This is a genomic window from Pseudoduganella albidiflava (assembly GCF_004322755.1).
Classification (GTDB): domain Bacteria; phylum Pseudomonadota; class Gammaproteobacteria; order Burkholderiales; family Burkholderiaceae_D; genus Rugamonas; species Rugamonas albidiflava.
Genome location: NZ_CP036401.1, coordinates 315387 through 342087 on the forward strand (window position 1 = coordinate 315387; position 26701 = coordinate 342087).

Genomic DNA, 26701 nt, shown 5'->3' on the forward strand with positions numbered 1-26701 from the left:
GCATGCAGGACCCACCATCCGATCCACATTCCCATGGGAGTCGTCATGAACAAACAGATCATCTTCAACCTGGCAGTCAAGGACCTCGACAAATCCAGGGCCTTCTTTTCCGCCCTGGGCTTTTCCTTCAATGCGCAGTATTCCAGCGACCAGGCGGCGTTCATGAACATCGTCGACGGCAGCATCCACGCCATGCTGATGACCGAAGCGTTCTTCAGGTCGCTGATCGACAAGCCGCTTGTGCAGGCGAAGGAGGCCAACGAGGTCATCATCTGCCTGAGCTGCGAGAGCCGCGAGGAAGTGGACAGCCTGATCGCCAGGGCTGTCGCGGCGGGCGGGCGCACGCCGCATCCGCCCGAGGACCACGGTTTCATGTACGACCAGGGCTTCGAGGATATCGATGGGCACTTGTGGAACCTGGTGTGGATGGCACCCCAGGGCTGACGGCACTCCCCATGCACGTGGCCGCAATGCGGCGTGGCCTGTCGCGCCGCGGTGGCACTATCGTGGTTTTCACGAACCAGGGTTCACGAACATGGCACACGTTGTATTGTTGGGAGATTCGATTTTCGATAACGGCTCGTATGTTCCGCCGGGTACGCAGGTCATCGAGCAATTGCGGCGCCGGCTCGGTGCCGGGCATGAGGCGTCACTGTGCGCGCAGGATGGCAGCGTGCTGGCGGACATGCCGGCGCAGGTCGGGCGGATTGGCGCCTTGCGGAAGGAAAGGGCGCCCACCCACCTGGTGATCAGTTGCGGTGGCAACGACGTGCTTGGCTTGGTCGGCGCCATGCAGACCCCGGCGGCGACCGTGCTGGAAGCCGCCGAACTGCTTGCCGCATGGCAGGCCGGCTTCCGGCGCGATTACCGTGCGATGCTCGATCTGGTGTCGGCGTGCGGCATCCCGTATGCCGTGTCGACCATCTACGACGGGGTACCCGGGCTGTCGCCGGGATTGCGCGGCGCACTCGCGCTGTTCAACGACGTCATCCTGCGCGAAGCCGTGCTGCGCGGCATTCCTGTGCTCGATCTGCGCCTGATCTGCGCGATGCCCGGCGATTACGCCGCATCGTCGCCGATCGAGCCGTCGGCCGAAGGTGGCCGGAAAATTGCCGCGGGCATCGCGGCACTGGTAAGCGAACACCAGTTCCCGGCGGCGAGGACAGTGGTTTTCGCCGGCGCGGCGTGAGGGCCAGGCAAGCCTCCTGACCGCAGCCGGTCAGCACCGCTTCAGGTGACCAGGCCGGTTCCCCCGCACAACCGTTCGAGCTTTTGTGCAAGCGCTTCGCGGGCGCTGTCGAGCCGCACCGGATCGGTCCTGGTGGACAGCGTGCTCCGCTCTTTTCGGCCAAGGAAATAAGCGATCCGCTCGGCATTGGCACCGGACGGGTGGGGCAAGCCATCGAGGATCTGCGCGGGCTGGAGCACGCCCTCCTTGGCCAGCCAGTGCAGGCCATTGGCTACAGCCGGGCCGAGCGGGATAAAGACGGCATCGGGAAACAGGGCCGCTTCCTGAGCGAAGTATTCGGTGATCTGCCGCCGCAGGAAGCGGTGCGCGATCGGCGCCGGTGTGCCGCTGTAGTTCTTGCCACCCCTGCTCACCGGGTGGCGCAGCAGCGAAGCGAGATGCAGCAGATGGGCATGCTGGCCGAACAGCGTGGCGCAACCGGGCAAGCCCAGCCAGCGGTGCAGGCCGATGCGGTCGAGCAGGGCGACCAGGTTGGGGCGGATGGGGCCGCTGAAGGCGCCGGCCCGCTTCGCGGCGGACAGCGCCTCGTCGGCACTGGCACCACCGCGTAGCTGGACCTGCGCCTCGGCCACCGCATTGCGCCATTGGACAAAGCCGGGTGTCAGGCCAACGAGCACGACGCGCGCGGCGAGATTGACGGACTCGAACGGAATGTAGTTGACCTCGAACGGCCCGTCCCGGTCCAGCAGGAAGGCCGGCGGAATGCGGGCGTGGCCGTCGATGAGCGGGAGGTCGAGGTTACGGATGTCGGGGGCGAAACGCGGAAACAGGTGGGGCATCGGAAACAGGAGGAAATGGTAAATGGCATGATCCATGGGCCTCATGGAGGGCTATCCAGCGGCCCCCGGGATGGCCAGTGTGATGATCATGTGAAGTCGATGTCCACGAGCCCGCCGAAATCGTCCGAGTACGCATATTTCCCGGCCAGCACCGCGTCGACATATCTTGCGAACCAGGGCCGGATTCCCGCTGCTTCCACTTCCCTGGTACCCATGTCGTGCCACATGGTGATGACCTGGCCGTCGATCCCGCCGGGGGCAGGGGCAAGATCCAGGCAGTAATGATCGCCACCGCCATTGTGGGTAAATGGTATCCACCTGGCGTGCCACCAGTCACTCCGGATACCGCTCGCCGGGTCCGATTCGATGCCCTGGAATTCGCCGGAATCGAGAAGATCCTTCCACACCGTCCATTGCTCGAGTATGGCGCCGGTGGAAAGGAATTCCGAGTTGTCGAACAGGCCGCCGGCATTTCCTTTCTGGCCGTTGTGCACCTTCAGGAAATCGACGAAGTCGCCGGGAAGGCGAACGCCGAGCGCAGCCTCGAGCGCTTCGATTTCCTCCGCGCTCGCTGGCGGATTGAGGTCTTGCAGGCCTTCCGGCCAGTTTTTACCCAGCCAGGCTTCCAGGGCTGCCCAGTTCTCGTTCAGCGAAGACGAATATTGGGAAGAGTTGCCTGATTTACGGGAGAAAGAGTCGATCATATTGGACGAGTGAATGAGATGAACCAGCGGCTGCCTAGTTGGCGCCATCGACCGCGATGGCCTGCATCGCCGTCATCTTCTGTGCGGGCGACAGGCCGGGATGCCGGTCGATGCAGGCGAGCGCCATGGATTCGCATGCGCCGCGGATTCCCTGGTGATCGGCGCGCGACTCCTGCACGATCCGCCGCGATGCCTGGTCCACGCGCGCCCGGTACTGTTCGGACGAACGTGCCAGCAGGGGACCTTTCGCCAGGCGGGTGCCGCAGCTGAGCGGCTCATCGAGCAGCGCGCGATAGGCCGCCGCCCGCTGCTCCACCGCCTTGGCGCACGCCGCCACCAGCCCTTCCATTTCCGGATTGCCCAAAGCCTCGCCCCTTGGCGCCTCCTGCGCGGCAACGCCGGAGCACATCGCCAGCAATGCCAGTGCGAGCGAACAGGTTTTCATGCGGTTCCCCATGAGATCGATGACGCGGCAGCTTACCAGAGCTTGCTGTGGCTGGACCGTCGTCTTGCGCCTCGAGTGTGCCGGCGGAACCCGCGGGCGCGGCCTGTCATGCCTTGCGGCGGCGTGCCGCCACGCCCAGCAAGGCGAGACCGCCCAGCAGCATGGCATAGGTGCCGGGTTCCGGTACCGGCGTCACGCCATCCCACACCGACGAATAGCCTTCCACGATGACGAAGGTCTGGAGAAATCCGCTGGTCTCGGCGCCACCCGTGTTGGCGAAGCTGGCCGACAGCACGCCGTCCCAGCTGTTGCTGACACCGACCACGGTGTTGTCGTCGAGGACGTCGAAGCCGGCATCGATATAGCGTTCCTGCGCATCCGTCACGAACGTGCCGTTCACCATCCCGCCCACGTTCAGCAGGGCATGGGACGTCGCATACTCGGCCATGTCGGCTTCCAGGTTGTAGCCCATGGAGGTGCGGGCGTGCATGTCCGCGGTGACGCTGAAGGTGACCGCCGTGTTGGCGGACAGCGTGAAGGTATTCTCGGGCGTCGCGCCGATGGATGCGGCGCGATACGTACCGTAGGCATCGAGCGCGCTGTGCGCCGCGCCTTCCGCGGACATCCACGTGAACCCCGCCACGTTATTCGCGGTCATGATGCTGCCCACGGAAGACGACCAGGCGGAGTGCGTCTCGCCCGTGAACAGGCCGCCCTGCTGCGGCGCGTAGTTCTGGAACTGGTAGCTCTCCGACACCTCGCCGAAGCCCTCGGCCCGGCTGTCGATGAACGAGGGCCCGTTCAGGTTGAAGGTGAGCGACGGTGCGATGCCGTCGCCGGTATCCAGGTCGGTCAGCGTGATGACCAGGTTGCCGAAAGCCGCACTGCTGCTGGCATCCGCCAGGGCCGGGCCGGCCGCCGCCGCCATGCAGGCCAGGGCCAGGGTATGCATTACAAAGCGCTTCATGGGTTCTCCGTAGTGGGCTGCGTTCAGTGAGCTGCGGTCAGTGAGCAAAGGCCGTGAGCAAGGTCCGGTGAGCGGGCTTCATCCGGCACGCTGGCGGCGGCGCGCCAGCGCGCCGATCAGTCCCAGTCCGCCCAGCAGCATCCCGTAGGTCGACGGTTCCGGCACGGCTGCCAGCACGGCGTCGCCCTGGATCGTGGCGTTGGCGCCGAACACGCCCTGGGTGCTCACGTCGCCCAGGTTGCTGAAGCTTGCCGACAGTACGCCGCTCCAGCTGTCCGACTCGCCCGCCAGCACGCTGATGCCTTGCTCGGCCAGGTCTTCCAGCGGCGTCACGCCATCCGGCGCCAGGCCGCCCGCGAAGAGTTTCAACATGGCCGAGGCGCTTTCGCTGTTGCCCTGCCATGGCGTGGCGATGGTGGTGCTGGCGCTCATCGACGCGTCCAGTGAAAACACCACTTTCGTATTGGCGGTCAGCGTGAAGTCGAGCAGGCCGCTCGGACTGCCGGGCAGGCTGGCATAGCCCCAGAAATGCGAGCGTTGGTCGGTGCCGCTGTGAGCGCTACCAGATATATCCGCAGCGGTGAACCCGACGCCGCCGCTGGACCCGGTCACGCTGCCGGCCTGCGTTGCCAGGTCGGTATGCACGCTGCCCGCCACATTGGTGGCAGGCCAGGCGCCACGGTTGAAATACGATTTGTACTGGGCGCCCGGCTCGTTGATGCTGTCGCGATAGTTCAGCGCCTCGCCGCGAACCAGGGCACCGCCCATGTACATTGCCGGGTCGGGCAGGAACGAGATGGCGGCCGCAATGCCATCGTCCGGATCGAGGTCGATCACCGTCACGGTGACGTGGTTGACTGCCAGGGTGCTGAACGCGTCAGCAAGCGCGGGACCGGCTGCCACAGCAAGGCAAACGGCCGCCGCCGCGTGGGAAGCGACGAATTTCATTGGACCTCCTCGGGTTGTCATGAAGCCAAATATGCTGAGGATCTGGTGGTTTGTCCATCGCCTGATGCATTTTTCTTATTTTTTTTTTTTTTAGCGGGTAAAAAAACCGCATTTTTTGTTGCCGTTCCATCCAGCTCTGCAGAATGAAATTGCATCATCGAAGCCGCTTTTTATCGCCGGGATATTGATCGGAACGTGATGGGAACGTTTCCCTTATTCCGTTGGAATTTGTTAACGCCGAGTTTTTTTTGTCAAAAATTCCATACCTTCCTGCCGGCGAGGTTGCTATATTCGCCTGTCGACTATTGGTCAGGAAGTAACGCAAACCACACGGGGAGGGTGCTGCAATGACGAAATCCAGGGTTCGGAATCACCGATTTTTACGGCTGTTGATGGGAGCGCTACCAGTGCTGGCCTGCCTCCATGCGGCCCATGCCGCCGACCTGCGCCGGGCCTACATCGTCCAGCTGGCCGAACCGCCGGTGGCCAGTTATCGCGGCGACATCAGTGGCTTGCGCGCGACCATGGTCGCCACCGGCCAGCGGCTCGATGTGTCGAGTACACCCGCTCGCCAGTACCAGGGCTACCTCAGCGGCAGGCAGGACCAGGTCAAGGCGCTCTTGCCGGCCGCCGCGATCACGCACCAATACCAGGTGGTGTTCAATGGCTTTGCCGCGCGCCTCACCGAAGCCGAAGTGCGCACGCTGAAAGCCAGCGGCAAGACGCTGCGCATCGTGCCCGACCAGCGCCAGCGCGTGATCACCAACTACACCCCGGCCTTCCTCGGCCTCGACCAGCCGGGCGGCCTGTGGGAACAGCTCGGCGGCAGCGAACAGGCGGGCGAAGACATCATCGTCGGCGTGATCGACACCGGAGTGTGGCCGGAAAACCTGTCGTACGCCGACCGGATCGACAGTAAGGGCCGGCCCACCTTCGACGGCGGCGCCACCCTTGCATACGGTGCGCCGCCCGCTCGCTGGAAAGGCGCCTGCCAGGCCGGCGAAGGCTTCACGGAAGAGCAGTGCAACAACAAGCTGATCGGTGCGCGTTACTTCGACGCGGGGTTCCGGGCCAGCGGCAATGCGCTGCACTGGACCGAATTCCAGTCGCCGCGCGATTCGCTGGGCGGACCGGCCGGCATGGGCGGGCATGGCACCCACACGTCGACCACGGCGGCCGGCAACGCCAACGTGCCGGCCCTCGCACCGAACGGAGACATGCTGGCCCTGCGCAGCGGTATCGCGCCGCGTGCGCGCATCGCCGCATACAAGGTGTGCTGGAGCTTCCGGCCGGCCAACGCCGAGGTGGGCAACACGTGCTACGACAGCGACAGCATCGCGGCCATCGAGGCCGCGGTGACGGATGGTGTCGATGTGCTGAACTACTCGATCACAGGCGGCCTGAGCCCGCTGGAACCGGTCGAACAGGCGTTCCGCCATGCGGTGACGGCCGGCGTATTCGTGGCCGCCGCCGGCGGCAACTACGGTCCCGGCAATACCGTCAACCATATGGGCCCGTGGCTCGCCACGGTGGCCGCCGCCACCCACGACCGGACGCACACCGCCGCGGTCACGCTGGCCAACGGCCAGGTCTTCCACGGCAGCTCGCTCAACGCCAGGGCGCTGCCCGCGATGCCGGTGATCCGCGCTGGTGCCGCCGTCGTGGCGGGCGGCGACAGCTCGTTTGCGCAGCAGTGCTTCGGCGCGGAGGAAGCCGGTGCCGTCCAGCTCGACCCGGCCAAGGTGGCCGGCAAGATCGTGGCGTGCTCGCGCGGCTTCATCGAGCCGGCCCGGCAGGTCGACGTGGTGAAGGCCGCTGGCGGCGCGGGCGTGATCTTGCTGGACAACGGTTCCGGTCCCACGCTCAGCCTGTACAGCCTGCCCACCATCTATGTCGGCCAGGCGGACGGCGAAGCGATCTACGCCTACGCGGGCACGGCCGGCGCCCGCGCCGCGCTGTCGGCCAGCGAGCTGACGCCGATGTACGGCCCGGCGCTGGCCGACTTTTCCTCGCGCGGCCCGAACGTCTTCGATCCCGGCGTGATGAAACCCGACATGACCGCCCCCGGCGTCGATATCCTGGCCGGCATCTCGCCCAGCCTGAGCCCCGCGCAACGCGGCGCCGTCGTGGCCGGCACCGGGCGGGCCCACAGCCTGTCGATGTACATGTCCGGCACCTCGATGGCCACGCCGCACGTGGCCGGCATCGCCGCGCTGCTGAAGCAGCGGCATGCCGGCTGGTCGCCGTCCGCCATCAAGTCGGCGCTGATGACCAGCGCCCGCACCGTGCTGCCGACATCGCTCGAAGGCGACATGGACGGCACGCTGCCGTGGGGCCAGGGAGCCGGCCTGGTGGTGCCGAATGTCTCCGCCGATCCCGGCCTGGTGTATGACATCACCCCGGCCGAATACCAGCGCTATGTGTGCGGCGCCAGCGGCGAAACCGTCGATTGCGGGCAGGGCAGCCTGCCCGGCCATGCGCTGAACCTGGCCTCCATCGCGCTGCCCGGCGTCGTCGGCAACCAGACCATCACCCGCCGTGTCACCAACGTCGGCGACACGACGGCGCTCTACAACGCCAGCACCAGCCTCGATGGTTTCGATGTGACGGTCACGCCGGCCACGCTGCAGCTTGCGCCGGGCGAGACCCGCAGCTACACCGTCAGCCTGGCGCGCACCGATGCCGCGCACGGCGCATGGAAACTGGGCGAACTGGTGTGGGAGGATGGCGAGCGCAAGGTGCGCAGCCCGTTGCAGGCGCGCTATAACAGTGGCGTGGAAGCCCCGGCGGTGGTCTCCGCCACCAGCACCAGCGGCAGCCGCCAGATCGACGTGCAGGCCGGCTTCGATGGTGTCATGACGGCGGAGCGGGGCGGCATGCGCGAATACACGCGCCTGGCGCAGACCGTGACGCAGGCACCCGCCGGCTCGATCGAATCGATGGACGATGTGGCGAATGCCTGCAAGGCCCGCGGCGCGGGCGTGAAGGCGGTGTCGATCGGCATCCCGAACAATACCGTCATCGCGCGGTTCGAGATCTCCAACCGGGACACCGAAGGCGGCGCCGACAACGACCTGGACCTGGCCGTGCTGGACCAGTACAACCAGCTGGTCGGCTACAGCGGCCACGCCGATTCGAACGAGAGCGTCACTCTGGTCAAGCCCGGCATGGGCGTGGCGAAGATCTGCGTGCTGGGTTACCAGCTCAAGAACGGCAGCAGCACCAGTTTCACGCTGTCGTATGCCACGGCGATTCCCAGGGATACCAGGGGCAGCGTCAAGCTGGCGCTGCCGGCCGCCGTGGCGCAGGGCGGCTCGTACCAGGTGGGCGTCAGCTGGACCGGCCTGGAGCAGGGCAAGCACTACCTCGGCGGCGTGCACCTGCTGAACCCGGCCACGGGCGCCGGCACCGTCACGCAGCTCGACATCGATACGCGGGACGTGCCGCGGGAAGTACCGACGGGGGCCTTCAAGCGGATGCGGGCCGAGCGCTAGGATGATCGATCCCGGTTGAAGACCGCCAGTGCCGGGACGGCGGTCCATCGCGCTCCTGGCCGCAGCAGATAGCTGGCGGGGCCGGGCCGGAAGCGGACCCATCCAGATGGGCCGGGAAAAACTTTGATAGGGAAATATATTTCCCATTAGCAATTTCTTTGGTAGCATGGCATTTTGACTCGCACCCGCTGCGGCGGATTCATGCATGCCTGGACTGGTTGAACACATCGATGCGATCGCGCGCAGGGAACAGCGCGCGGTGCTCTACCTGGAATTCCATCCCCGGCCCCGCGCCGAGTGGAGGCACTACCGCTTCGAGGACGACGCCACACGCGCTGCCATCCTTGCCTGGCTCGATGCGCATGGCGTGCCCTGGACCCGGTGCGGTCCGTTTGCCGATCCGCGGGTCATGGCGCCGTATCTCGGCCAAGTCTATCTCCACATTCCCTACGACGAGTCGCTGGCCGGCTATCGCGTGCTGCGCGATTACCTGGAACATCCGGATGGCAGCATGCGCCATGCCGGCGTGCGCTTCTATGCCATGCCGCTCGAGCATGCCATGAACAATGCGGAACACGACGAGCCAGGCTTCTGGGAACGCTGGGCTGAGGGATTTTGATGGCGATCCAGCCAGCAATCGCTGCCGTGCCAGCGGCACAGGTATCCGGCGCGAACCAGGCGGCTGTGGCCACTTCCATGGAAAACGATCGATGACATTACAAGAGCTCGTAAAAGGCGTGGCCGCGGAGGAGGTAAGCAGCCAGGCATTTCGCTACATGCCGAAGAACTGGGCCGCCTTCCCGAATCTGCCTGGCCTGCTCAGCGCCGCGGGCTATGGCCAGGCGCAGATCGATGCGGGATTTACGTTGTCACGCAGCGACGTGCGCACTGTCGTGCAGCGCCTGGGCGGCCCAGGCGGCGTGGCCCTGGTGCCGGTGTGGGGCTATCCGCGCGGCGTCGCCGGGCAGGGCAACCGCAAACCCCTGGCGGCCGTGTTCGATAACGCGGAGCTGATCACGACAACGCTGATCCAGTGCCTGGGCCGGCAATGGCCGGCCAGCCGCGTGGTGGACGCGTTTGCGATTCCCCATCTTGGCCTGTCCACCCTGTCAAAAATCCTTTATTTTGCAGGCCTGGAATCGGCCGAAGGACCGCTGCTGATCTATGACCAGATGGTGATGCGTGCATTGCATCACCACGCCTTCGACGAATACGGGCCCTGGCCGGCATACGGTGCAGGCCAGCAGAGCGCGTCGTATGGGCGGTTCGTCGCCTGCACGGCGCAGGCCGCGCGTGCACTGCATTGCACGCCTGACGTCATCGAATACGCCCTGTTCCGTGAAGGACAGCGCCTCGGCCCTGCGGTGAAGGCCGCACCATCCGCTCCAGCCGGCGTGGCAGATGACAGGTGGCTGCATGCCCGGGGCTTTACCGTCGAGCTCACATGGGCCAGGCGCTCCCAGTTCTCGTACCGCGTCTCGGGCGCGGGGGCGATCACGCTGCGCTTTGGCCGCCAGGGCGAATGCACCATCAGCAGCGACCAGGTGGCGGCCCTGAAAGCCGCGTTCCGGGGCTGCGAAGTCCCGCTGACGACCGGCCCCCACAGCTTGCGGGCCTGGCTGGAACAGCATGTCACCATGGTCCGGATCACTTCCTACCTGGCGCCTGTCCTGGTCATCCTGGGCCACGCGGAGCACCAGGGGCGCTACCTGAAATTTCCCAACTGACCGACAGGCAAGAATGAAAAAACCCCATGCCAGCAGGGCCATCCTCGTATTTGAAAGCCCGTGGGAACTCGACGGAAGTGACGCGAACCGGAGCAGCGTGCTGCCGTTCGTCGAAGGCGTCGCCAAGTACGCGGGCGATACCGAGGTTTTCCACGCCAACTTCTATGATGAGTCCAGCTTCGACAAGGCACTCGACTGCCTGTGCAAGACCCGCTATCGAAACGCGATCGTGTATATCGCCGCGCATGGCGACAGCAAGTCGGCCGGTAATGTGAAACTCCATGCGCTGTTCGCCTTGATTTCATTGAAATCCCAGGATTTCAACATTACCGGGGTCGTGCTCGGCAGCTGCTTCACCGGTAGCCGGTCATTCACGCTCGAAGCCGGTATCGAGCAAAGCGCGATACGCTGGTGCGCCGGCTATGCGAGTTCCGTCGGCTGGCTGACTGGTACGATGATCGACTGCGCCATCCTGGCGGCTGCCAGCCGGCTCAAGCCCGCGGACTTCACGACAGAAAAAATGGTCAAATGTTTCGGCGGCGCGATCGCGCCATTCTCGCCGACCACCTATATCGGCAAAGACGAGAAAGAAGATCCGGTAGCGCTGGAAGATTCACTGCAATTCGTGGTGCAGCCGTCCGGCCAGGGCCACAAGGCGAAAAATGTCAGCGCCGCGGTCTTCGAGGAGCAGGCGGAATACCATTGATGCAGCCGCGCACGCCGGGCGGGCAGTATTTCACGCCCGGGCATCCGCGCTGGCTATAGCCGCAATCGCAGGCCGCGCATCGGGCGCGTACGCGGGAATACGATATTCATGGAGGAGTGGAGCAGGCGGCTTGGGTGAAAGCCATTGATCTGGCAGCGAAGATGCTGAATGCGGCCGCGCCAAGAAGTGTTGTGGTGCCGGGAACCGGAATCGAACCGGTACGCCTTGCGGCGCGGGATTTTGAGTCCCGTGCGTCTACCTATTCCGCCATCCCGGCAACGCGCCGTGCATTATCACTGATTTGCCCAGCAGGAGCAACCCTGCACGCCGCCGCCGGCGTCTTGCCGATGTGATAACGATCGGCGCGGTCAGTGAGCATTGCTGATGCCCGGCGGCGTGGGCCTGGCCTGCGTGGCGCGCCGCCCCTGCCGTTTGCGCTGCCAGATGACCACGCCGGTCACGGAGAGTACCGCGACCGCGAGCCCCAGCACGCACATGAACGCCTTGAACGGCATGCCCCACAGCGCCGCGAGATGCAGGCTGGTGATCCACGTCCTGATGGTATCGCCGGCGGCGCCGCCTGTCGGCCACCAGTGGAAGCGGGGCTCGCCGGTGTTCGCATCGAACACCACGGCGGTGCTGCCATAGCGGTCGCGGATATCGGCACTGCTCTTCACCACGTAGCGGAACGTGGCGGTTCCCGGGTCGTAGCGCAGCAGCGTTTCTTCCAGCACCGTGGCACCGCGCGCGGCCGCCGCGTCGCGCATCAGGCGGCGGCCGTTGGCCAAGGCGGCTTCCCAGCTCATGCCCGGTTGCGCCTGCGGCGTGGCGCGGCGCGGCAGCAGTTCTTCCGCCGGCTGGTGCGCGAACATGGCGCGCATGACCGGGTCGTAGACGACCTGGAGGTTGAACCCGACACTGCTCCAGGCGATGATGAACAGCATCGCCCACGGCCAGAGGCCGCCGGCGCGGTGCAGGTCGACCTGCAGCTTGTAGGCGCTGGTGCCGCGGCGCACCTGCCAGGCCGGCCACCAGCGTGCCAGCCAGGGCTTGCCGGAACGGTGCCGGCGGGCGGGAAACGTCAGCGCGGCACCGACCCAGCAATCGATCGCCCACAGCAGCGCGACGATGCCCAGCAGCGTGGTGCCTGCCGTATCCAGGGCCAGCGAATAATGCAGCCGGTAGATGAAAGGCAGCAGGTTCGTGCTGCCCTGGCCGATATCGCCCCAGCGCCTGCCACCCAGCAGTTCGCCTGAATGGGGATTCACGAAGACCTGGTCGTTCTCCAGCGCCGCGCCAGGCTTCGGCGCGACGAGGAAGAACACCGCCTCGCCCTGCCTGCGCAGCAGCGGCACGAAATCCACGCGGGCCGCCGGCAGGGCTTCGGCGACCAGTTCGCGCAGCCGCAGCGGATCGGGCGGCACCGCGCCATCGGCGGGCGGCGCCACGTGGAACAGGCGGGGATTGACCGCCGCGTCCAGCTCTTCGTACCAGGCCAGCACGCTGCCGGTCACGCCCGCCAGCAGCAGGAATCCCGCCAGCAGGAGCCCCACGTAGCGGTGGGCGAGGACCAGCGCGGCGCGCATCACCAGAGGTAGCCGATGGTGGCCGTGACGCGCCGTCCTTCACCGTACAGGCAACTTGCGTAGCTGCAGGTGAGCGATTCGCGGTCGGTCAGGTTGGAGAAATTGAGGGCGGTGCGCCACTGGCCGGTTTCCCACGCGAGCAGCGCATCGACCGTGGTGGTCGATGGCACGCGCGCGTTGGTACCCTGCACATCACTCATCGATCCGGTATGGCGCACGCCCAGGCCGGCCCGCAACTGCGGCCAGCCGAATGCGGCGAGTGCCACGTCGCTCCACAGGGCGGCCTGCTGGCGCGGCACCGAAGGCTGGCGCAGGCCGATATCGGTGGGCCGCAGGCTGCGCGTGGTGCGGGCGTTCGTATAGGCATAGGAAGCGATCAGGTCGACGTGCCTGGCGACGCGGCCTTTCGCCTCGAACTCCGCGCCCTCGGACTTCACTTCGCCCGTCTGCATGCGGACCGCCGGCATGCGCGGATCGCTGGTCATCACGTTCTGCTGCGTGAGTGTATAGACCGTGGCCGACAGCAGCACGCCGGTGGACGGCACTTCCCAGCGCAGCCCCAGTTCCGCCTGTTCGCCGCGGGTCGGCTTGAAGCGGTTGCCCGCGACGTCGACGCCTGCCTGCGGCTCGAACGACTGGCTGAAACTGGCGAACGGCGCGAAGCCGTTGCCGGCCTGGTACACTGCGCCCGCGCGGCCCGTGGTCGCCTCGGTGCGTTCGGTCGACCAGCGCGGCGTGCCGCCGAGCGGGGAGCGGGCATCGCTGGCCCAGTCGTGCCGCGCACCCAGCAGGAATACCCAGCGCTCGCCCAGCTTGGCCTGGTCCTGCACGTACAGGCCCTTGCGGGTGGCGATCGCGCGCGTGCTGTAGGAAGGCACCAGCGTCATGGCTTCCGGCCGCGCGCCATACACCGGCGCGAACAGGTCGAGCGGCGCCACCGCCGCCAGCGACCACTGGCTTTCCGGCTTGTGGCGCGCGTAGTCGAAACCGGCGAGCAGCGTGTGTGTCATGCCCAGGCCCTGCCAGCGCTGTTCGATCGAGGTATCGCTGGAAATGCCGCGCGTGCGCTCCCACTCGTCGTAGGCGGTGCGTGCCTGCCGGCGTGGATCGTCGGCCAGCGCGCCGTCCAGGCCGATGAACTGCACGTGGTTCTCCGATTTCAGGTAGCGCGTGGCGTGGCGCAGCCGCGTACTGTCCGAAAAGGCGTGCTCGAACAGCAGGGCGGCGCCGTACTGCCGCGCATCCTGGCGGTCGAACTCCGGCTCGCCGACGAAGCGGCCGCGCGGCAGCCTGCCGTACGGCGAGGCGATCAGGGTGCCCTCGGCGGGCAGCGAATACTGGTAGGCGGTGCGGCGGTCGTGCACATGGGCCAGCAGCGTCAGCGAGGTGGCGGCCGACGGCTGCCATTTCACGGCCGGCGCGAAATAGCGGCCGTTGTTGGGCACATGGTCGACCTGGGTGTCGTCGTTGCGCGCCAGCGCCGTGACGCGCCAGCTCCACGCCGGGCCGATCGCGCCACCGAGATCGGCGGCCGCCTCGCGCCGGCCCCGCGAGCCAGCCGAGCCACGCACTTCGTTGACCATGTCGGCCGTGGGCCGCTTGGTCACGGTATTGAGCACGCCGCCCGGGGCGGCCGCGCCATACAGCACCGACGCGGCGCCCTTGATCAGTTCCAGCCGCTCCAGGCCATACACCTCCTGCTGGCCCGAGGCCCAGCCGGCGCCGCCGAATTTCAGGCCGTCCCGATAGATCCCGCCGCTGGTGTCGGACAGGCGAAAGCCGCGGCTGTAGAACACGTCGAAGGAATTGGTGTAGCCGGGATCGACGACGATGCCCGGCGTATACGCCATCGCTTCGCCGAGGCTGACCGGCTTCAGCGTGGCCAGCTGGTCAGCCGTGACGATCGAGATCGATTGCGGGATTTCGGTGACGGGCACGTCGAACTTGGTGGCGCCGGCGCTGCGCCGCGCCACATAGCCGGTGCCGGGGCCGTCCGCCGTTTCGCGCAGGCCGTCGACGATCACGCTGGGCATGACGCGCGATGCGCCGCCTTCCTGCACGCTGCCGGCGGTGGACTGCCGGATCAGCGTGTAGCCCCCGTCCGCTCCCGCCACCGCCACGATGCCGGTACCGCGCAGCAGCCTGGCCAGTGCCTCGGCCACGGTGTAGGCGCCGCGCACGCCCTCGGTGTTCAGGCCGGTGGTCAGGTCGGCGGGGTAGGCAAGCAGGATGCCGGTTTCGCGACCAAGGCGGTTCAGCGCGGGATCGAGTGGACCGGCGGGCAGGTCGTATTGGCGCCGCGTTTCCGCGGTGGCGGGCGCTCCGGCAGCCAGCGCGCCACAAGCGGGTGCAAGCAAGGCAAGGACTGGCAAGGCAAGGGCCAGCGCATGCGCCAGCGTGGTCAGGTGCAGGCGCGCGCGCGCCGGCGGGGAATAGTCATGCATGGTGTTCTCGGGTGGAAGTAAACAGGGGTATTCATACCCTTGACACGCGAGCCGGCCAGACAGACCACCTTCCGGGAATTATTTTTTCGCGGCGGCGCCGGACATCATTGGCGCGGACGCACCATGACGTAGTAGCGCGTGAAATGAACGACCTCGATGGGCAGTACCCCGGCGATGGCGCGCAGCACCCGGTCGGTGTCGGCCAGTGGGAAGGTGCCGGCCACGCGCAGGCCTGCCACGGCCGGGTCGCAATGGATGGTGCCGCGCCGGTAGCGCGCCAGCTCGGCAAGAAATTCGTCCAGCCGCATGTGGCCGCCGATCAGCATGCCGTCGGCCCATGCGGTCAGGGCTTCGTCCGCCGCGACGGGCCTTGCGATACCGCCGGGACCGATCCTGGTGCCCTGGCCGGCATGCAGCCGCATGTGCGCTCCGTCCGCCGCGAACAGGTCGACCGTGCCATCGAACACCGCGATGCGCGAGGCGTTGGCCAGCAGGCGCACCGCGAAACGGGCACCGAGGGCGCGCAGCGTGCCGTGCGCGGTTTCCACGGTGAGCGGCAGCGTACGCGCGCCGGGCATCGATACCAGGATTTCGCCGGCGGCCAGGCGCAGGCGGTGCAGGTGGCTGTCGATGTCGAGCGCACTGTCGCCGTTCAGGGTGACCGCGCTGCCCTCCGCCAGCCGCAGCGTGCGGCGTTCGCCGATGCCGGTGCGCTCGTCCGCCAGCCAGTTGTCCCACGGTGCCGTCGCCGCACCGGTGGCCAGCCCGCTGCCGGTGAAGACCAGCAGCGCCAGTGTCTTGACGGCGTGCCTGCGCCCTGGCGAGCCGGGCTTGGCCAGCACCGCCTGGGCCGTCGCGGACGCCATCGGCGATGCCACGCCCTGCCAGTGCGCATGGGCGCTCTCGACATGGCGCCATGCCCGCTCATGGTCGGGGTGGGCGGCGCGCCAGCGTTGCCAGGCGTCGCGCAGGTCGGCGCTGGGCGTGCCGGCCTGCAGTTCGACCAGCCACTCGACCGCACGGCGGGCAATTGCCGGCGCGACCTGGGGCGGAACGGGAATGTCCAGCGCCATCAGTTGGCCGCGCCGGCGAAGTAGCACTGCGTCATCGCGCGCACCAGGTAGCGCTTGACCGTTGTCTGCGACACGTCCAGGCGCTGGGCGATATCGGCCTGGGGCATGCCCTCCAGCTGCGCATACAGGAACGCCTGCCGGACCGGTGCCGGCAGGCCGTCCAGCAACCGGTCGATCGCGCACAGCGCTTCCAGCACCATCGCGCGCTCTTCCGGCGAGGGGGCGAGCGCTTCGGGCAGGGCGGCCAGGGTGTCCAGGTAAGCCCGTTCGATCTGTTCGCGCCGGTAGTGGTTCAGCAGCAGCCGCTTCGCCACCGTGGTGAGGAAGGCGCGCGGCTCGTCGATCGCCACCGCTCGCTCGCTGGACAGCAGGCGCACGAACGTGTCGTGCGCCAGGTCGGCGGCATGAAAGGTGCAGCCGAGCTTGCGCGACAGCCAGCCGAGCAGCCACTGGTGGTGCCCGGCATACAGCTGCTGCACCTGTGCGGGCAGTCCGGCAGGCGCGTGGGGGGAAGAAGCGGCCGGCATGGGTGTCGTCGGTGTTGGCGGTGAGCGGAAGTTGGTAGCTTATTATAGATGAGAATGAATCTCATTAACTATATTTTGGCAAGCTGCACGTGCGGCGATTCCATCACCTGCATTACTTGCGAACACTTGGGGCCGATGGGGTGCCCTGCCGTCGGCGTGCTGCCGACGTACAGTAAATTATTGCGATAGCGCACTATTGTGTCTGTTATCCAGTTCTACGATGTCTCTCTCGCTACACCGGCAGGAGACATCTTGGACAAGGAAGTATCGAACAGCGCAATGAACAGGCAAACAGGATATGCGCTATGACAGGAAACGATAATGACTGCCGTGTGAGACACAACATGCCATGTGCATCGAAAAAAAGGCGCATCCTGAGCCTCTGCATCGTCAGCGTTTGCCTGACTGTTACGGCAGCTTCAGCAAAGCCCCCGACCAGCCGGTACCTTGGAACCGGCCGCGCCTGCTATGGAACGCTCACTATCACCGACAAGCGTATTGCCTGGCTGACCCCATTCAGTCAATGCAAGTCGATGCCCTATCGAATTATCGAGCGTGGGGAGGGGCGTACGACATTTCGGCTGATGCGCTCGGCACCTCAATGCCGCTATTCCGTGCTGTTGTTGACTCATGACGCGACCGAGGAACCTGACAAAGGCTGGGATATAACTGGCTACGCTGATGAGCTGGCATACCGCAAACACAAGGCAAGCAATTTCCAGTCTTATCCCGACGAGATACTTACCTGCTATTTAATCCGGGATCCTGACCCGACCGGGCCCCTGGACTGGTAGACGCACTGATGGGCGACCTTGTTCCGGTTGCCCATCATTCCAATGAAACCCGCTTTCACGTATTTTCGCGCGAATACGGGAATCAAACGCTTGAAGCCGTAATGTCAATCATCCAGGCGCTTGTAAAACAGCGCCGGTCCATGATTCGACATGCATGCGCAAGCGTTCAACGCGTTGCAGCGGCCCGGCAAAATACCATCGACGATCAAGCCTTGCGGTTCGCCAGGCGGCGGTACGCGGCCATGCCGGCCAGGCCCAGGCCCAGCATGGCGTACGTGCCGGGTTCAGGTACCGGAGGAGGCGGGGTCGCCGCGCCGAAGGTGATATTGTCGAAAACGACGTAGTTGGCGGTGCCGGAAAAATCGATCGAACGGGCTTCACCGTCGAAGCTCAAGCCAGCCGCCGTGTAGTTACAATACTGGCCGTACGGATCGCCCACGCAATTGCTGGTGTGCTGCGCCGACAGGTGGATCGTGCCCAGCAGGGTGCCGGTCGCGTTCAAGCCGGAATACACGTCCACGCTGGCGGAGTACGCCGCCGAATAATAGAACGAGAAGCCGGTGTCGAATCCCGCGGCATTGTTCAGGATGGCGCTGCCGGTCAGGAAGAACATCACGGTTTCGCCGGAAGGTTCATTGGCGATATTGCCGGTGCCGCCCGCGTCCTCGTCGACCAGGCCCAGCGCGTCGGGACCGAAGGAAATGCCGTAATTGGTGCCGCTGTTCCCTTCGCTATCCGTGCCGCCATTGTAGAAATCCAGGATCTGCGCCTGAGTGCCGATACCTTCGAAATCCAGTACCACGGGTGCTGCGAATGCACTGCCTGCAAACATTGCCGATGCCAACGCCAGCGTGACCTTATTCTTGTTCAACATGACTCTTCCTGAGTAATTGAGTGGATGGGTAAGTTGGCAGAATAGCATGTAATTAATGCAATCATTCTCGCCAATTGTCACGCTACCAAAACAAAACTTACCAAGAGTCATTTTTGTGGGGGGGAGCGCGAGGGCGCCGCTGTAGAGCAGGTGCGCACGGACCGCCGCCGAGCCGGAAAAGGCGGTTCTACGCACGATCCGAGCCGCTTTGCAGCGACCTGGTGCGCAATCCCGACCGTGCGGCGGAGCGGAATGGTCACTGCGCAGTTCGCGTCAAGTTAGCCCGACATGGTGCCTGGATGAAAGCCGTTCCAGACGGGGGCGAATGCGTTTCATCCCGCATATTCGACGTTTCATCGCTTCTCGCTGCCCTCCCGAAGTTGTCTTTGTTACCTTGCATATGTCGCCGCACATTACAGAAGAGGCGGTGACCACCTGGCAAACCACTTCGGAGATTCACATGAACAAATCGTTTATCGGCGCAGCAGCACTCGCCCTCAGCATCCTGGCACCATTCTCGGCCCAGGCACAAGCGCCGGCCCAGCCGGACCAGGCCAGCGTCGCCGTCACCGCGCCGCGCCAGTCGTACACGCTCGGGATCGGCGAGTTCGACGAGTTCGCCAATACCTACGTGCTGAGCAACGGCCAGGTGGCCCAGTTCACCCAGCGCGGCAATCACTATTTCGTGCAACTGAAAGACTCGTATCGCTCGCAGCAACGCGCCGACGGCACCGCCCAGCGCATGGTGTCCACCCGGCTGCGTGCGATAGGCCCCGGCGCCTTCGTGACAGACAGCGGTGCCGAGCTGAGCTTCCGCGACCACGGCGATGAAGTCACCATCAACGGTTTCGAGCGGCTGCCGGCTGCCCGCGTGGCCGCCAACCTGACCAATGTGCAGATGATCGCGCGCCGCTGATGCGATGAGCATCAACGGCAAAAGGCCCGCATCAGCGGGCCTTTTGTCATGGGGCGAGGTGCCGGTCTCAGGCTGCCAGGCGCAGCGGTACCGGATCGAGGCGTTCATGCAGCAGCTTGAACACGTCGTCCTTGGTGAGCACGTAGCGTTCCATCAGCACGTCCTTCAGCGATTCCATCACGTCGCGGTAATCGCCGATCGATTTCAGCGTTTCGCTGTACAGCTCGTCGGCCTTGGCTTCCACCTGCACCAGCGTGTGCTCGCCGCTCATCTCGTTCTTGAACTGGCTGTAGTCCAGCTTGGAACGGGAATACATCGACAGGCTGTTGACCATCGTGTGCAGCATCGAGGTCGCTTTCTGGATATCGTTCTGGCTGCCCACCGAGATGCCGCGGGCGCCGTAGAACAGCTCTTCCGCCGCGACGCCGCCGTACAGCTGCATCACGTCGCGTTCCAGTTCTTCCAGCGTGCGCAGCGACATGTCGTCACCGGCGGACAGTACATAGCCCAGCGCGTTCAGCTTCGAGACCGATTCCGTGCTGATCTTCAGCAGGTGCGATTTTTCTTTCACTTCGTCCAGCGTCAGGCCGGCACGCAGGTAGGGATCGATCTGCATGAAGAAGTGACCCAGTTCGTGCAAGGCAATCCGCTCGCGCTGGCGGGTCTTCTCGGCCGTGGTGGCGCGGTCGGTCAGGCCGATCGTGGCACGCTCGAAGGCGCGGAACATCAGGTCGGTATTGATCACCGTCTTGTCCTGGATCGACAGCAGCGAAGCGCGGTCGACCACGGTTTCCAGCAGGGCCGGCGACAGGTTCTGGGTAATCTCGGCGATCTGGTCCAGGTTCATGTCGTTCCAGTCCACCAGGCCGTCTTCCTTGCGCTTCAGGAACGAGCTCAGCAGTTCTTTGCGTTCCTGCTTGTTCGGCAGGCGGAAGTTGATCTTCACGGAGAAGCGGCGCAGCATCGCTTCATCCATCTGCGAATTGTTGTCGTCGAAGTTCGACGCCACCACCCAGATCACGCCCTTGCCTTCGTCGCTCTTCACGCCGTCCAGCAGGCCCAGCAGGGTATTGGCGGTATCGTCTTCCCACTTCTTCTCGCCGCGGCCGCGGGGCATGAACAGCGCCTGCGCTTCGTCGAGGAAGATGATGCAGTTGCCGCGGGCGGCAGCCTTGCGGTACAGCGCGTTCAGCGACTTGGAGCCGCCACCGATGTAGCCCGATTCCAGCGCCGAGCCGGAAGCCGAGATCAGCGGGTAGCCCAGGCGCTTGGCCAGGTAGCCGGCCAGCTTGGTCTTGCCGGTACCGGCAGGGCCCGTCAGCATCACGTTGAACGGCTTGTCGATGTTGTGCTGCTTGTAGACGGCGCGGTTGCGGATCATGTCTTCCAGGTGCAGCACTTCCTGCTTGATGTCTTCCATGCCGATCAGGTCGTCCATCGAACCCTTCAGCTTGTCCGGAGTGATCACGGACGCGGAAGCGCCACCCATGCCGGGAATGCCGAACTTCAGCACGAACAGCAGCAGTACCACGAGGAAGATGTCGAATGCGTGGCGTTGCACGAAAGCCGTCACGCCCGCCATCGTGCCGCCATCGTCCAGCAGCACGGCCTTGTGCTTGGACAGGTAGTCTTCCTTGGCGATCGCGTACGGCAGGCCGTTACGCAGCAGCACTTCGCGCTCCAGGCTCAGGTGGGAGGTGCTGGGCACCTTCACCACGTGCAGCTGGGAAGAATCCTTGAATTTGTAGATATAACGCGGCGAATCCGACAGCGGACGGGCGATCAGCAGGTAATCGAGCCGCGCACGCTGGCCCACCAGGGCGGTGATTTCCGAAATGTTCTGCGAACGGACGACCGGGCTCGTGTCTTGCACGACTTCGGTGCGAATGACGGCGAAAACGACGGCCGCGACAGCCAGCACGACGAGGGCGAGGCGCACCCAGGTGTTCTTGAGCGCAAGCTGAAGTTTATAGAGATTGAACATGTAGGCAGACTCGACTGTTACTGATACACGGATGATTGTCGTTCGCCGGGGCTCGATATGCGGTTGTGGGGCACATCAGCACCAGCTGGAAATCCGGCACGCGAATGGGGCACTGCCGGAGGTGTCGTTGGGCGGGGCACGGGCGCTGCCTGGGCGGCAGCTTGTATCTGATGACCTGTGAGCGGTCTTTAATGCCGAGCGGCAACGTAGCGTATATGTGGACTATACCGGGCTCCACAAGCTTTGTCTTTAGTTTCCTGAAGAAAAAATCCCCAGATGCAACAGCAAGGCAACGGCTGATTCCGGTCTGTCTAGCCTGATTTACAAAGGCTGTTTCCCTGCGTTTTTCTCTGTGTTTTGTCCGCTGTTTTTACCCGCGCGCCTGTCGTTGCCGGTTCGTCCATCGTAGCGGCGGTCGATACGGTTCAGCGAACCGTCACGGCGCATCGTGTCGAGCATGGCGTTCATGCGCGCCACCAGCCGGTCCGGCACGCTGGGGTGGCACGCCAGGTACAGGCCCACGCGGTTGAACACCAGTACCGGCACCAGTTGGCCATCGCGGCCCAGCCGCCGCATGGTGTCCAGTTCCGGCCGCGATGCCACGGCCCACAGGTCGATCCGGTTCAGCAGCAGTTTTTCCGGATTGACGGCATCGTCCTGTACGGCCTCCACGGTGAAGCCGCGGCTGCGCAGGAACTCGTCGCGCGCGTCGCCGGCGTAGGTGCCGATGCGCAGGGGGCGCGCATCTTCCAGTGTGCGCAGCCGCAGCGGACGGTCGGCACGCGCCATCAGCACCCAGTCCGATTGCACGATCGGGCCTACCCACTTGAAGCCGGCTTCGCGCTCGGCGGTGCGGGTGGTGGAATACACGCAGGTCAGCGGATTGCGCTGCGCCTTCATGTAGGCGCGTTTCCAGGGCAGCAAGTCGATGGTGTGCGGCACGCCGACCCGCTCGAGCATTTCGCGCACCTTGTCGGTCTGGCGCCCGGCGGGCTTGCCGTCGACCAGCATGCTGGTGGGCGGCGTATGCTCGCCCGTGATGGCGAGGCGCGGCCAGGCATCCGGTGCGGCGGCGGAGGACTTGGCGGCCGCCATGGCCGGCTGGCCGAGGGCAAAGGCGAGGCTGAAGGTGCCGGCGGCGGCCAGCGCGGCACCTGCCAGCGTGATGCGCATGCCGGTCACGGCACGGCGCGGCGGAACAGCCGGAAACGCTCGCTGCGCTCGCTGACGCGGCGGCCTTCCCACAGCAGCGTCCAGTTGCCGGGCGGGTCGCGCCGCACGCCGCGCGTGTAGTCCTGCCACAGCAGCACGCGGCATTGCGCGTGGTCCACGCTGTTGAACGGCAGCTTGCCGAAGTAGGCGAACGAGGCGCGCTGGGCCGGGCCGGCATTGCTGGTCACGCAATCGGTATCGGGCGGCAGTACGGCCGCGGCCTGGCGTGCCACCGTGGCATAGCTCTTGTTATAGTTGGTGAGCGGCAGGAACAGCGTCATCCACAGGATCCAGATCAGGATCACGCCGCCCGAGGACAGCACCACGGCGCGCCACAGGACCGACGGCCGGCGCGACACGCGCCAGTGCACCAGCAGGAACCACCCGAGGGTGGCGGCGGCCGCCACGATCAGCGCCAGCCAGTTCACTTCCGGCACATAGCCCGGCACCAGGCGCAGCACGTTGCGGGCGGGCTTCGGCGGCCAGCCCGTCAGCTGGGCATACCAGAACAGCCACAGCACGGCCGCGCACAGCGTCAGCACCATCACGGAAAACCAGTCGATCGCGTTGATCGCGCCACGCTGCACCGTCAGCAGGCCGAACGCGGCCATGATGGCCAGCGGCGGCACCAGCATCAGCAATTGGGCATGTTCCGGCGCCGGGTGCATCAGCAGCATGATCATCGACACGGTGACGAAGGTGGTCGGCACCACGATGTGCAGCAGGTCGTTCTGCCGGCGCCACGCGTAGGCAGCCCACAGGGCGAACGGCCAGGCGGGCCAGAAGAACCACACGCCGTCGCGGAAGAAGATCTGCAGCGGGCGCAGGCTCGGCAGCGCCAGCTGGGCCATGTTCCACGTATTCCAGGCCACCAGCGGCGCCTGGCCATAAGGCCGCGCGGCAAACGCCGGGACCAGCCACGGCAGCGTGACGGCGCACGCTACGCCGAGCGAGGCCAGCAGGTGCGGCAGCGCCTTGCCGGCCGGGATCGCCAGGAAGCGCGTGCAGATGAACAGGGCCACCAGCACGAAAGCGGGCGGCACCCAGCCGCGGGTCAGCGTCATCAGGCCCAGCGCCAGGCCGATCAGCGCGGCATTGCGCCAGCACGGCTTTTCCATGTAGCGTATCGAGCGGTACAGCGTGAGTGCGAGCAGCGCCGTCAGCAGCGGCTCGGCCGTGGTTTCATGGCCGTGCTGCAGGAAGCCCAGGCAGCCGAGATAGATCAGCAGCGCGGCATCGGCCAGCGTGCGGCCGAAGTCGTCCGGCTCGGGCTGGCCGCCGAAGGCCAGCTTCAGCGGCTGCGCCTCGGGGCGCCGGCCCAGGTTGAACGTGGCATACCACAGCGACAGCGCGCCCAGCAGGAATACCCCGATGGTGGCGATGCGGGCCGCCAGCACATCGCCGAACAGGCCGCCGAACAGCTTGATGCACAGCGCGCCCAGCCAGAACATCAGCGGGCCTTCTTCCGGCATCGACATGCCGGCGATGTTCGGCCACAGCCAGTCCTGCCAGGTGCCGTGCGCCATCGTCCACATGATCCCGAAGCTGGCGGCATCGTCGTTCTTCCACGGTTCCCGTCCGATCACGCCCGGCAGGATGTACAGCATGGCCAGGGCGATCAGGGCCCAGCGGGGCAGGGCGAGGACGGCAGAGGCGGGAAGGCGGACTGGCTTCATTAATCGGTATTGCTGACGTTGGAAACAGGAGTATCGGCGATAACAATAAAAAAAGGCAGCCGCAGCTGCCTTTTTTCGCGCACGAGGCGATTAGCCCTGCGAGACGGCGGTCTTGGAACCGACCTTGCCGAACTTCTGGCGGAACTTTTCCACGCGACCGGCGGTGTCGACGATCTTGTGCTGGCCCGTGAAGAACGGGTGCGATTCCGACGAGACTTCGATCTTGACCAGCGGGTATTCCTTGCCGTCGAGGGTGATCTTGTCGCGGGTCTGGATCGTGGAACGGGTCACGAACTTGAAGTCGCAGGACAGGTCGTGGAAGACGACTTCGCGGTAATCCGGATGGGTATCTTGTTTCATGGTGCTTACTCTCTAAAGTTTGGTAGCCAAACAGCACTTCGGCGGTCCAACAGCTTCTCGACCCGATTGCCGCCCACTTGCCGGGGTTAAAAACAGCCGAAAATTATACACCAAACGCAGTAAAAGAAATGGGGACGGACCCCATTTTCCAGGAAATGTTTCCCGGAAAATGGGGTACGTCCCCATTTTTGCGGCAACTTTTTCGTTAGCCGCCGCGCCGCATCATGTCGAAGAACTCGGTATTGGTCTTCGTGGCGCGCATCTTGTCGAGGATGAACTCCATCGCTTCGATCTCGTCCATCGAGTACAGCAGCTTGCGCAGGATCCAGATCTTCTGCAGCTCGTTCGGCTTGATCAGCAGTTCCTCGCGGCGGGTGCCGGATTTGTTCAGGTTGATCGCCGGGTAGACGCGCTTCTCGGCCAGGCGGCGCTCCAGGTGCACTTCCATGTTGCCGGTGCCCTTGAATTCCTCGTAGATCACGTCATCCATGCGCGAGCCGGTTTCGATCAGCGCGGTGGCGATGATCGTCAGCGAGCCGCCTTCTTCGATATTGCGGGCGGCGCCGAAGAAGCGTTTCGGGCGCTGCAGCGCGTTGGCGTCCACGCCGCCGGTCAGCACCTTGCCCGAAGCGGGGATCACGGTGTTGTAGGCGCGGGCCAGGCGGGTGATCGAGTCCAGCAGGATGACCACGTCCTTCTTCATCTCGACCAGGCGCTTGGCCTTTTCCATGACCATCTCGGCAACCTGCACGTGGCGGGTGGCCGGTTCGTCGAAGGTGGAGGCGACGACTTCGCCGCGCACCGAGCGCTGCATTTCCGTCACTTCTTCCGGGCGTTCGTCGATCAGCAGCACGATCAGCGTCACGTCCGGGTGGTTGGCCGTGATGGCGTGCGCGATATGCTGCAGCATCACGGACTTGCCGGACTTCGGCGACGCCACCAGCAGGCCGCGCTGGCCCTTGCCGATCGGCGCGATCAGGTCGACGATGCGGCCGGTGATGTTCTCGGCGCCGTTCATCTCGCGCTCCAGGCGCAGCGGCTCGTTCGGGTGCAGCGGCGTCAGGTTCTCAAACAGGATGCGGTGCTTCGAGGCTTCCGGCGATTCGCCGTTGACCTTGTCCACCTTGACCAGCGCGAAATAGCGTTCGCCATCTTTCGGCGTGCGCACTTCGCCCTCGATCGAGTCACCGGTATGCAGGTTGAAGCGCCGGATCTGCGACGGCGAGATATAGATGTCGTCGGTGGACGCCATGTAGCTGGCGTCTGGCGAACGCAGGAAGCCGAAACCGTCCGGCAGCACTTCCAGGGCGCCATCGCCGAAGATCTGCTCGCCGGACTTGGCGCGCTTCTTCAGGATCGCGAACATGAGCTCCTGCTTGCGCAGGCGGGCCGCATTGTCGATATCCAGACTGATGGCCATTTCCAGCAGCGCCGAAACGTGCAAGGCCTTTAATTCAGATAGATGCATAGGTGTTTGAGTGTCCCGTGACGGGAAAGTAAGGTAGGGGAGGGAACTGCGTGGACTCTATATTCTCGGGGGGCGGATGCCTCGGACCCGGCCAGGCAGGTGGTGCTGCGGGCGCAGCACCACCTATATTACTCAAATATTGCTGTCGATGAAAGAGGTCAGCTGGCCTTTTGCCATCGCGCCCACTTTCTGGGCAGCCGGCACGCCGTTCTTGAACAGGATCAGCGTGGGAATGCCGCGGATGCCGAACTTGCCCGGCACGGTCTGGTTCGCGTCCACGTCCAGCTTGGCGATGGTCAGCTTGCCGTCATATTCCTTGGCCACTTCTTCCAGGATCGGTGCAATGCTCTTGCACGGACCGCACCACTCGGCCCAGAAGTCCACCAGCACGGGGCGGTCGGATTTCAGCACGTCGGCTTCGAACGACGCGTCGGTAATGTGTTTGATATTTTCGCTCATGTTGTTTTCCCCTTTCGGGATCAGATTAAGTTCGCCTGGCGCGCCCGGTGCCTCAGCCTTGAGACCCACCAGCCCATTGACAGGGAGATGGAGCCGTCGCGCAACAATTCAATGTCAAGTCACATTATCAATCACAGCATCGATCGAGGCATCGATCAAAAGCATCGATCGAATATCTGCTCAGTATCAACCGCGTATCAACCGCGTATCAACGAAAGTACCAGCGAAAGTACCAGCGAAAGTACCAACGAAAAAGTATCAACGAGTATCAACTGCGCTTCAGCCAAGTCGGATAACGAGACTTGCAAG

At 64.9% G+C, this 26701-nt stretch carries 24 protein-coding genes and 1 tRNA gene; 7 read left to right on the forward strand and 18 right to left on the reverse strand.

Annotated elements, in window-relative coordinates; genetic code table 11:
• The first annotated feature begins 45 nt into the window (after positions 1-45).
• Together EYF70_RS01355 and EYF70_RS01360 are read left to right on the forward strand one after the other, a co-directional pair.
• The gene (locus EYF70_RS01355) at positions 46-444 is read left to right on the forward strand and encodes a VOC family protein (RefSeq protein WP_131143795.1); all 399 of its coding nucleotides are present in this window, start codon (positions 46-48) and stop codon (positions 442-444) included.
• A 91-nt stretch (positions 445-535) separates the two neighbouring features.
• Positions 536-1189 carry an SGNH/GDSL hydrolase family protein gene (locus tag EYF70_RS01360; protein WP_131143796.1) on the forward strand — a complete coding sequence of 218 codons (654 nt, stop codon included), beginning with the start codon at positions 536-538 and terminating at the stop codon, positions 1187-1189.
• 41 nt (positions 1190-1230) lie between these two features.
• On the opposite strand, the gene EYF70_RS01365 is transcribed toward EYF70_RS01360, so the two are convergent.
• The 6 genes from EYF70_RS01365 to EYF70_RS30970 form a co-directional block, all read right to left on the reverse strand.
• Complete coding sequence (locus tag EYF70_RS01365; RefSeq protein WP_229420652.1) at positions 1231-2064, reverse strand: hypothetical protein; 834 nt, start codon at positions 2062-2064, stop codon at positions 1231-1233.
• A 50-nt stretch (positions 2065-2114) separates the two neighbouring features.
• A complete protein-coding gene (locus tag EYF70_RS01370) occupies positions 2115-2780 on the reverse strand; it encodes an SMI1/KNR4 family protein (protein WP_218943746.1) in 666 nt (221 codons plus the stop codon).
• Positions 2767-3177, reverse strand: a complete 411-nt coding sequence (locus tag EYF70_RS01375) for a hypothetical protein (RefSeq protein WP_131143797.1) — start codon at positions 3175-3177, stop codon at positions 2767-2769. Before EYF70_RS01375 ends, EYF70_RS01370 begins: the two co-directional genes overlap by 14 nt.
• A gap of 106 nt (positions 3178-3283) precedes the next feature.
• Positions 3284-4144, reverse strand: a complete 861-nt coding sequence (locus tag EYF70_RS31460) for a PEP-CTERM sorting domain-containing protein (RefSeq protein ID WP_229420653.1) — start codon at positions 4142-4144, stop codon at positions 3284-3286.
• A 78-nt stretch (positions 4145-4222) separates the two neighbouring features.
• Positions 4223-5092, reverse strand: a complete 870-nt coding sequence (locus tag EYF70_RS31465; RefSeq protein WP_229420654.1) for a PEP-CTERM sorting domain-containing protein — start codon at positions 5090-5092, stop codon at positions 4223-4225.
• Between the two features lie 17 nt (positions 5093-5109).
• Positions 5110-5250 (reverse strand): hypothetical protein, encoded by a 141-nt coding sequence (locus EYF70_RS30970; RefSeq protein ID WP_165497544.1) that lies wholly within the window; start codon positions 5248-5250, stop codon positions 5110-5112.
• A gap of 249 nt (positions 5251-5499) precedes the next feature.
• On the opposite strand from EYF70_RS30970, the gene EYF70_RS01390 reads away from it, so the two are divergent.
• The 4 genes from EYF70_RS01390 (at position 5500) to EYF70_RS01405 (ending at position 11019) form a co-directional block, all read left to right on the forward strand.
• Positions 5500-8586, forward strand: a complete 3087-nt coding sequence (locus tag EYF70_RS01390; protein ID WP_165497545.1) for a S8 family serine peptidase — start codon at positions 5500-5502, stop codon at positions 8584-8586.
• Positions 8587-8791: 205 nt separating this feature from the next.
• Positions 8792-9205 carry a hypothetical protein gene (locus EYF70_RS01395; RefSeq protein WP_131143799.1) on the forward strand — a complete coding sequence of 138 codons (414 nt, stop codon included), beginning with the start codon at positions 8792-8794 and terminating at the stop codon, positions 9203-9205.
• A gap of 91 nt (positions 9206-9296) precedes the next feature.
• Entirely contained in the window at positions 9297-10313 is a 1017-nt protein-coding gene (locus EYF70_RS01400) for an 8-oxoguanine DNA glycosylase OGG fold protein (protein ID WP_131143800.1), read from the forward strand.
• A 13-nt stretch (positions 10314-10326) separates the two neighbouring features.
• Positions 10327-11019 carry a hypothetical protein gene (locus EYF70_RS01405; protein ID WP_131143801.1) on the forward strand — a complete coding sequence of 231 codons (693 nt, stop codon included), beginning with the start codon at positions 10327-10329 and terminating at the stop codon, positions 11017-11019.
• A gap of 192 nt (positions 11020-11211) precedes the next feature.
• Here the strand turns inward: EYF70_RS01405 and EYF70_RS01410 are convergent.
• From EYF70_RS01410 to EYF70_RS01435, 6 genes are all read right to left on the reverse strand, one after another.
• Positions 11212-11296: transfer RNA gene (locus tag EYF70_RS01410), tRNA-Leu, on the reverse strand.
• Between the two features lie 91 nt (positions 11297-11387).
• A complete protein-coding gene (locus EYF70_RS01415) occupies positions 11388-12605 on the reverse strand; it encodes a PepSY-associated TM helix domain-containing protein (protein ID WP_229420970.1) in 1218 nt (405 codons plus the stop codon).
• Complete coding sequence (locus tag EYF70_RS01420) at positions 12605-15049, reverse strand: TonB-dependent siderophore receptor (RefSeq protein ID WP_131143803.1); 2445 nt, start codon at positions 15047-15049, stop codon at positions 12605-12607. The genes EYF70_RS01415 and EYF70_RS01420 overlap by 1 nt, the downstream gene beginning before the upstream one ends.
• A gap of 104 nt (positions 15050-15153) precedes the next feature.
• Positions 15154-16149, reverse strand: a complete 996-nt coding sequence (locus tag EYF70_RS01425; RefSeq protein WP_229420655.1) for a FecR domain-containing protein — start codon at positions 16147-16149, stop codon at positions 15154-15156.
• Complete coding sequence (locus tag EYF70_RS01430; protein WP_131143804.1) at positions 16122-16649, reverse strand: sigma-70 family RNA polymerase sigma factor; 528 nt, start codon at positions 16647-16649, stop codon at positions 16122-16124. Before EYF70_RS01430 ends, EYF70_RS01425 begins: the two co-directional genes overlap by 28 nt.
• Positions 16650-17648: 999 nt before the next feature.
• Positions 17649-18317: a PEP-CTERM sorting domain-containing protein gene (locus EYF70_RS01435; RefSeq protein WP_218943747.1), complete on the reverse strand. Its 669-nt coding sequence runs from the start codon at positions 18315-18317 to the stop codon at positions 17649-17651.
• A 460-nt stretch (positions 18318-18777) separates the two neighbouring features.
• On the opposite strand from EYF70_RS01435, the gene EYF70_RS01440 reads away from it, so the two are divergent.
• Positions 18778-19233, forward strand: coding sequence for a hypothetical protein (locus EYF70_RS01440; protein ID WP_131143805.1), 456 nt, complete (start codon positions 18778-18780; stop codon positions 19231-19233).
• Between the two features lie 67 nt (positions 19234-19300).
• Here EYF70_RS01440 and EYF70_RS01445 read toward each other — a convergent pair whose 3' ends face one another.
• The 6 genes from EYF70_RS01445 to trxA form a co-directional block, all read right to left on the reverse strand.
• The gene (locus EYF70_RS01445; RefSeq protein WP_131143806.1) at positions 19301-21217 is read right to left on the reverse strand and encodes an AAA family ATPase; all 1917 of its coding nucleotides are present in this window, start codon (positions 21215-21217) and stop codon (positions 19301-19303) included.
• Between the two features lie 321 nt (positions 21218-21538).
• Positions 21539-22390 (reverse strand): substrate-binding periplasmic protein, encoded by an 852-nt coding sequence (locus tag EYF70_RS01450; RefSeq protein WP_229420656.1) that lies wholly within the window; start codon positions 22388-22390, stop codon positions 21539-21541.
• A 5-nt stretch (positions 22391-22395) separates the two neighbouring features.
• Positions 22396-24105: an ArnT family glycosyltransferase gene (locus EYF70_RS01455; protein ID WP_131143807.1), complete on the reverse strand. Its 1710-nt coding sequence runs from the start codon at positions 24103-24105 to the stop codon at positions 22396-22398.
• Between the two features lie 90 nt (positions 24106-24195).
• A complete protein-coding gene (locus EYF70_RS01460; RefSeq protein ID WP_131143808.1) occupies positions 24196-24465 on the reverse strand; it encodes a type B 50S ribosomal protein L31 in 270 nt (89 codons plus the stop codon).
• Positions 24466-24670: 205 nt separating this feature from the next.
• Entirely contained in the window at positions 24671-25933 is a 1263-nt protein-coding gene (rho, locus tag EYF70_RS01465) for a transcription termination factor Rho (RefSeq protein WP_130187463.1), read from the reverse strand.
• A 132-nt stretch (positions 25934-26065) separates the two neighbouring features.
• Positions 26066-26392 carry a thioredoxin TrxA gene (gene trxA, locus EYF70_RS01470; RefSeq protein WP_107140476.1) on the reverse strand — a complete coding sequence of 109 codons (327 nt, stop codon included), beginning with the start codon at positions 26390-26392 and terminating at the stop codon, positions 26066-26068.
• Between the last annotated feature and the right edge of the window lie 309 nt (positions 26393-26701).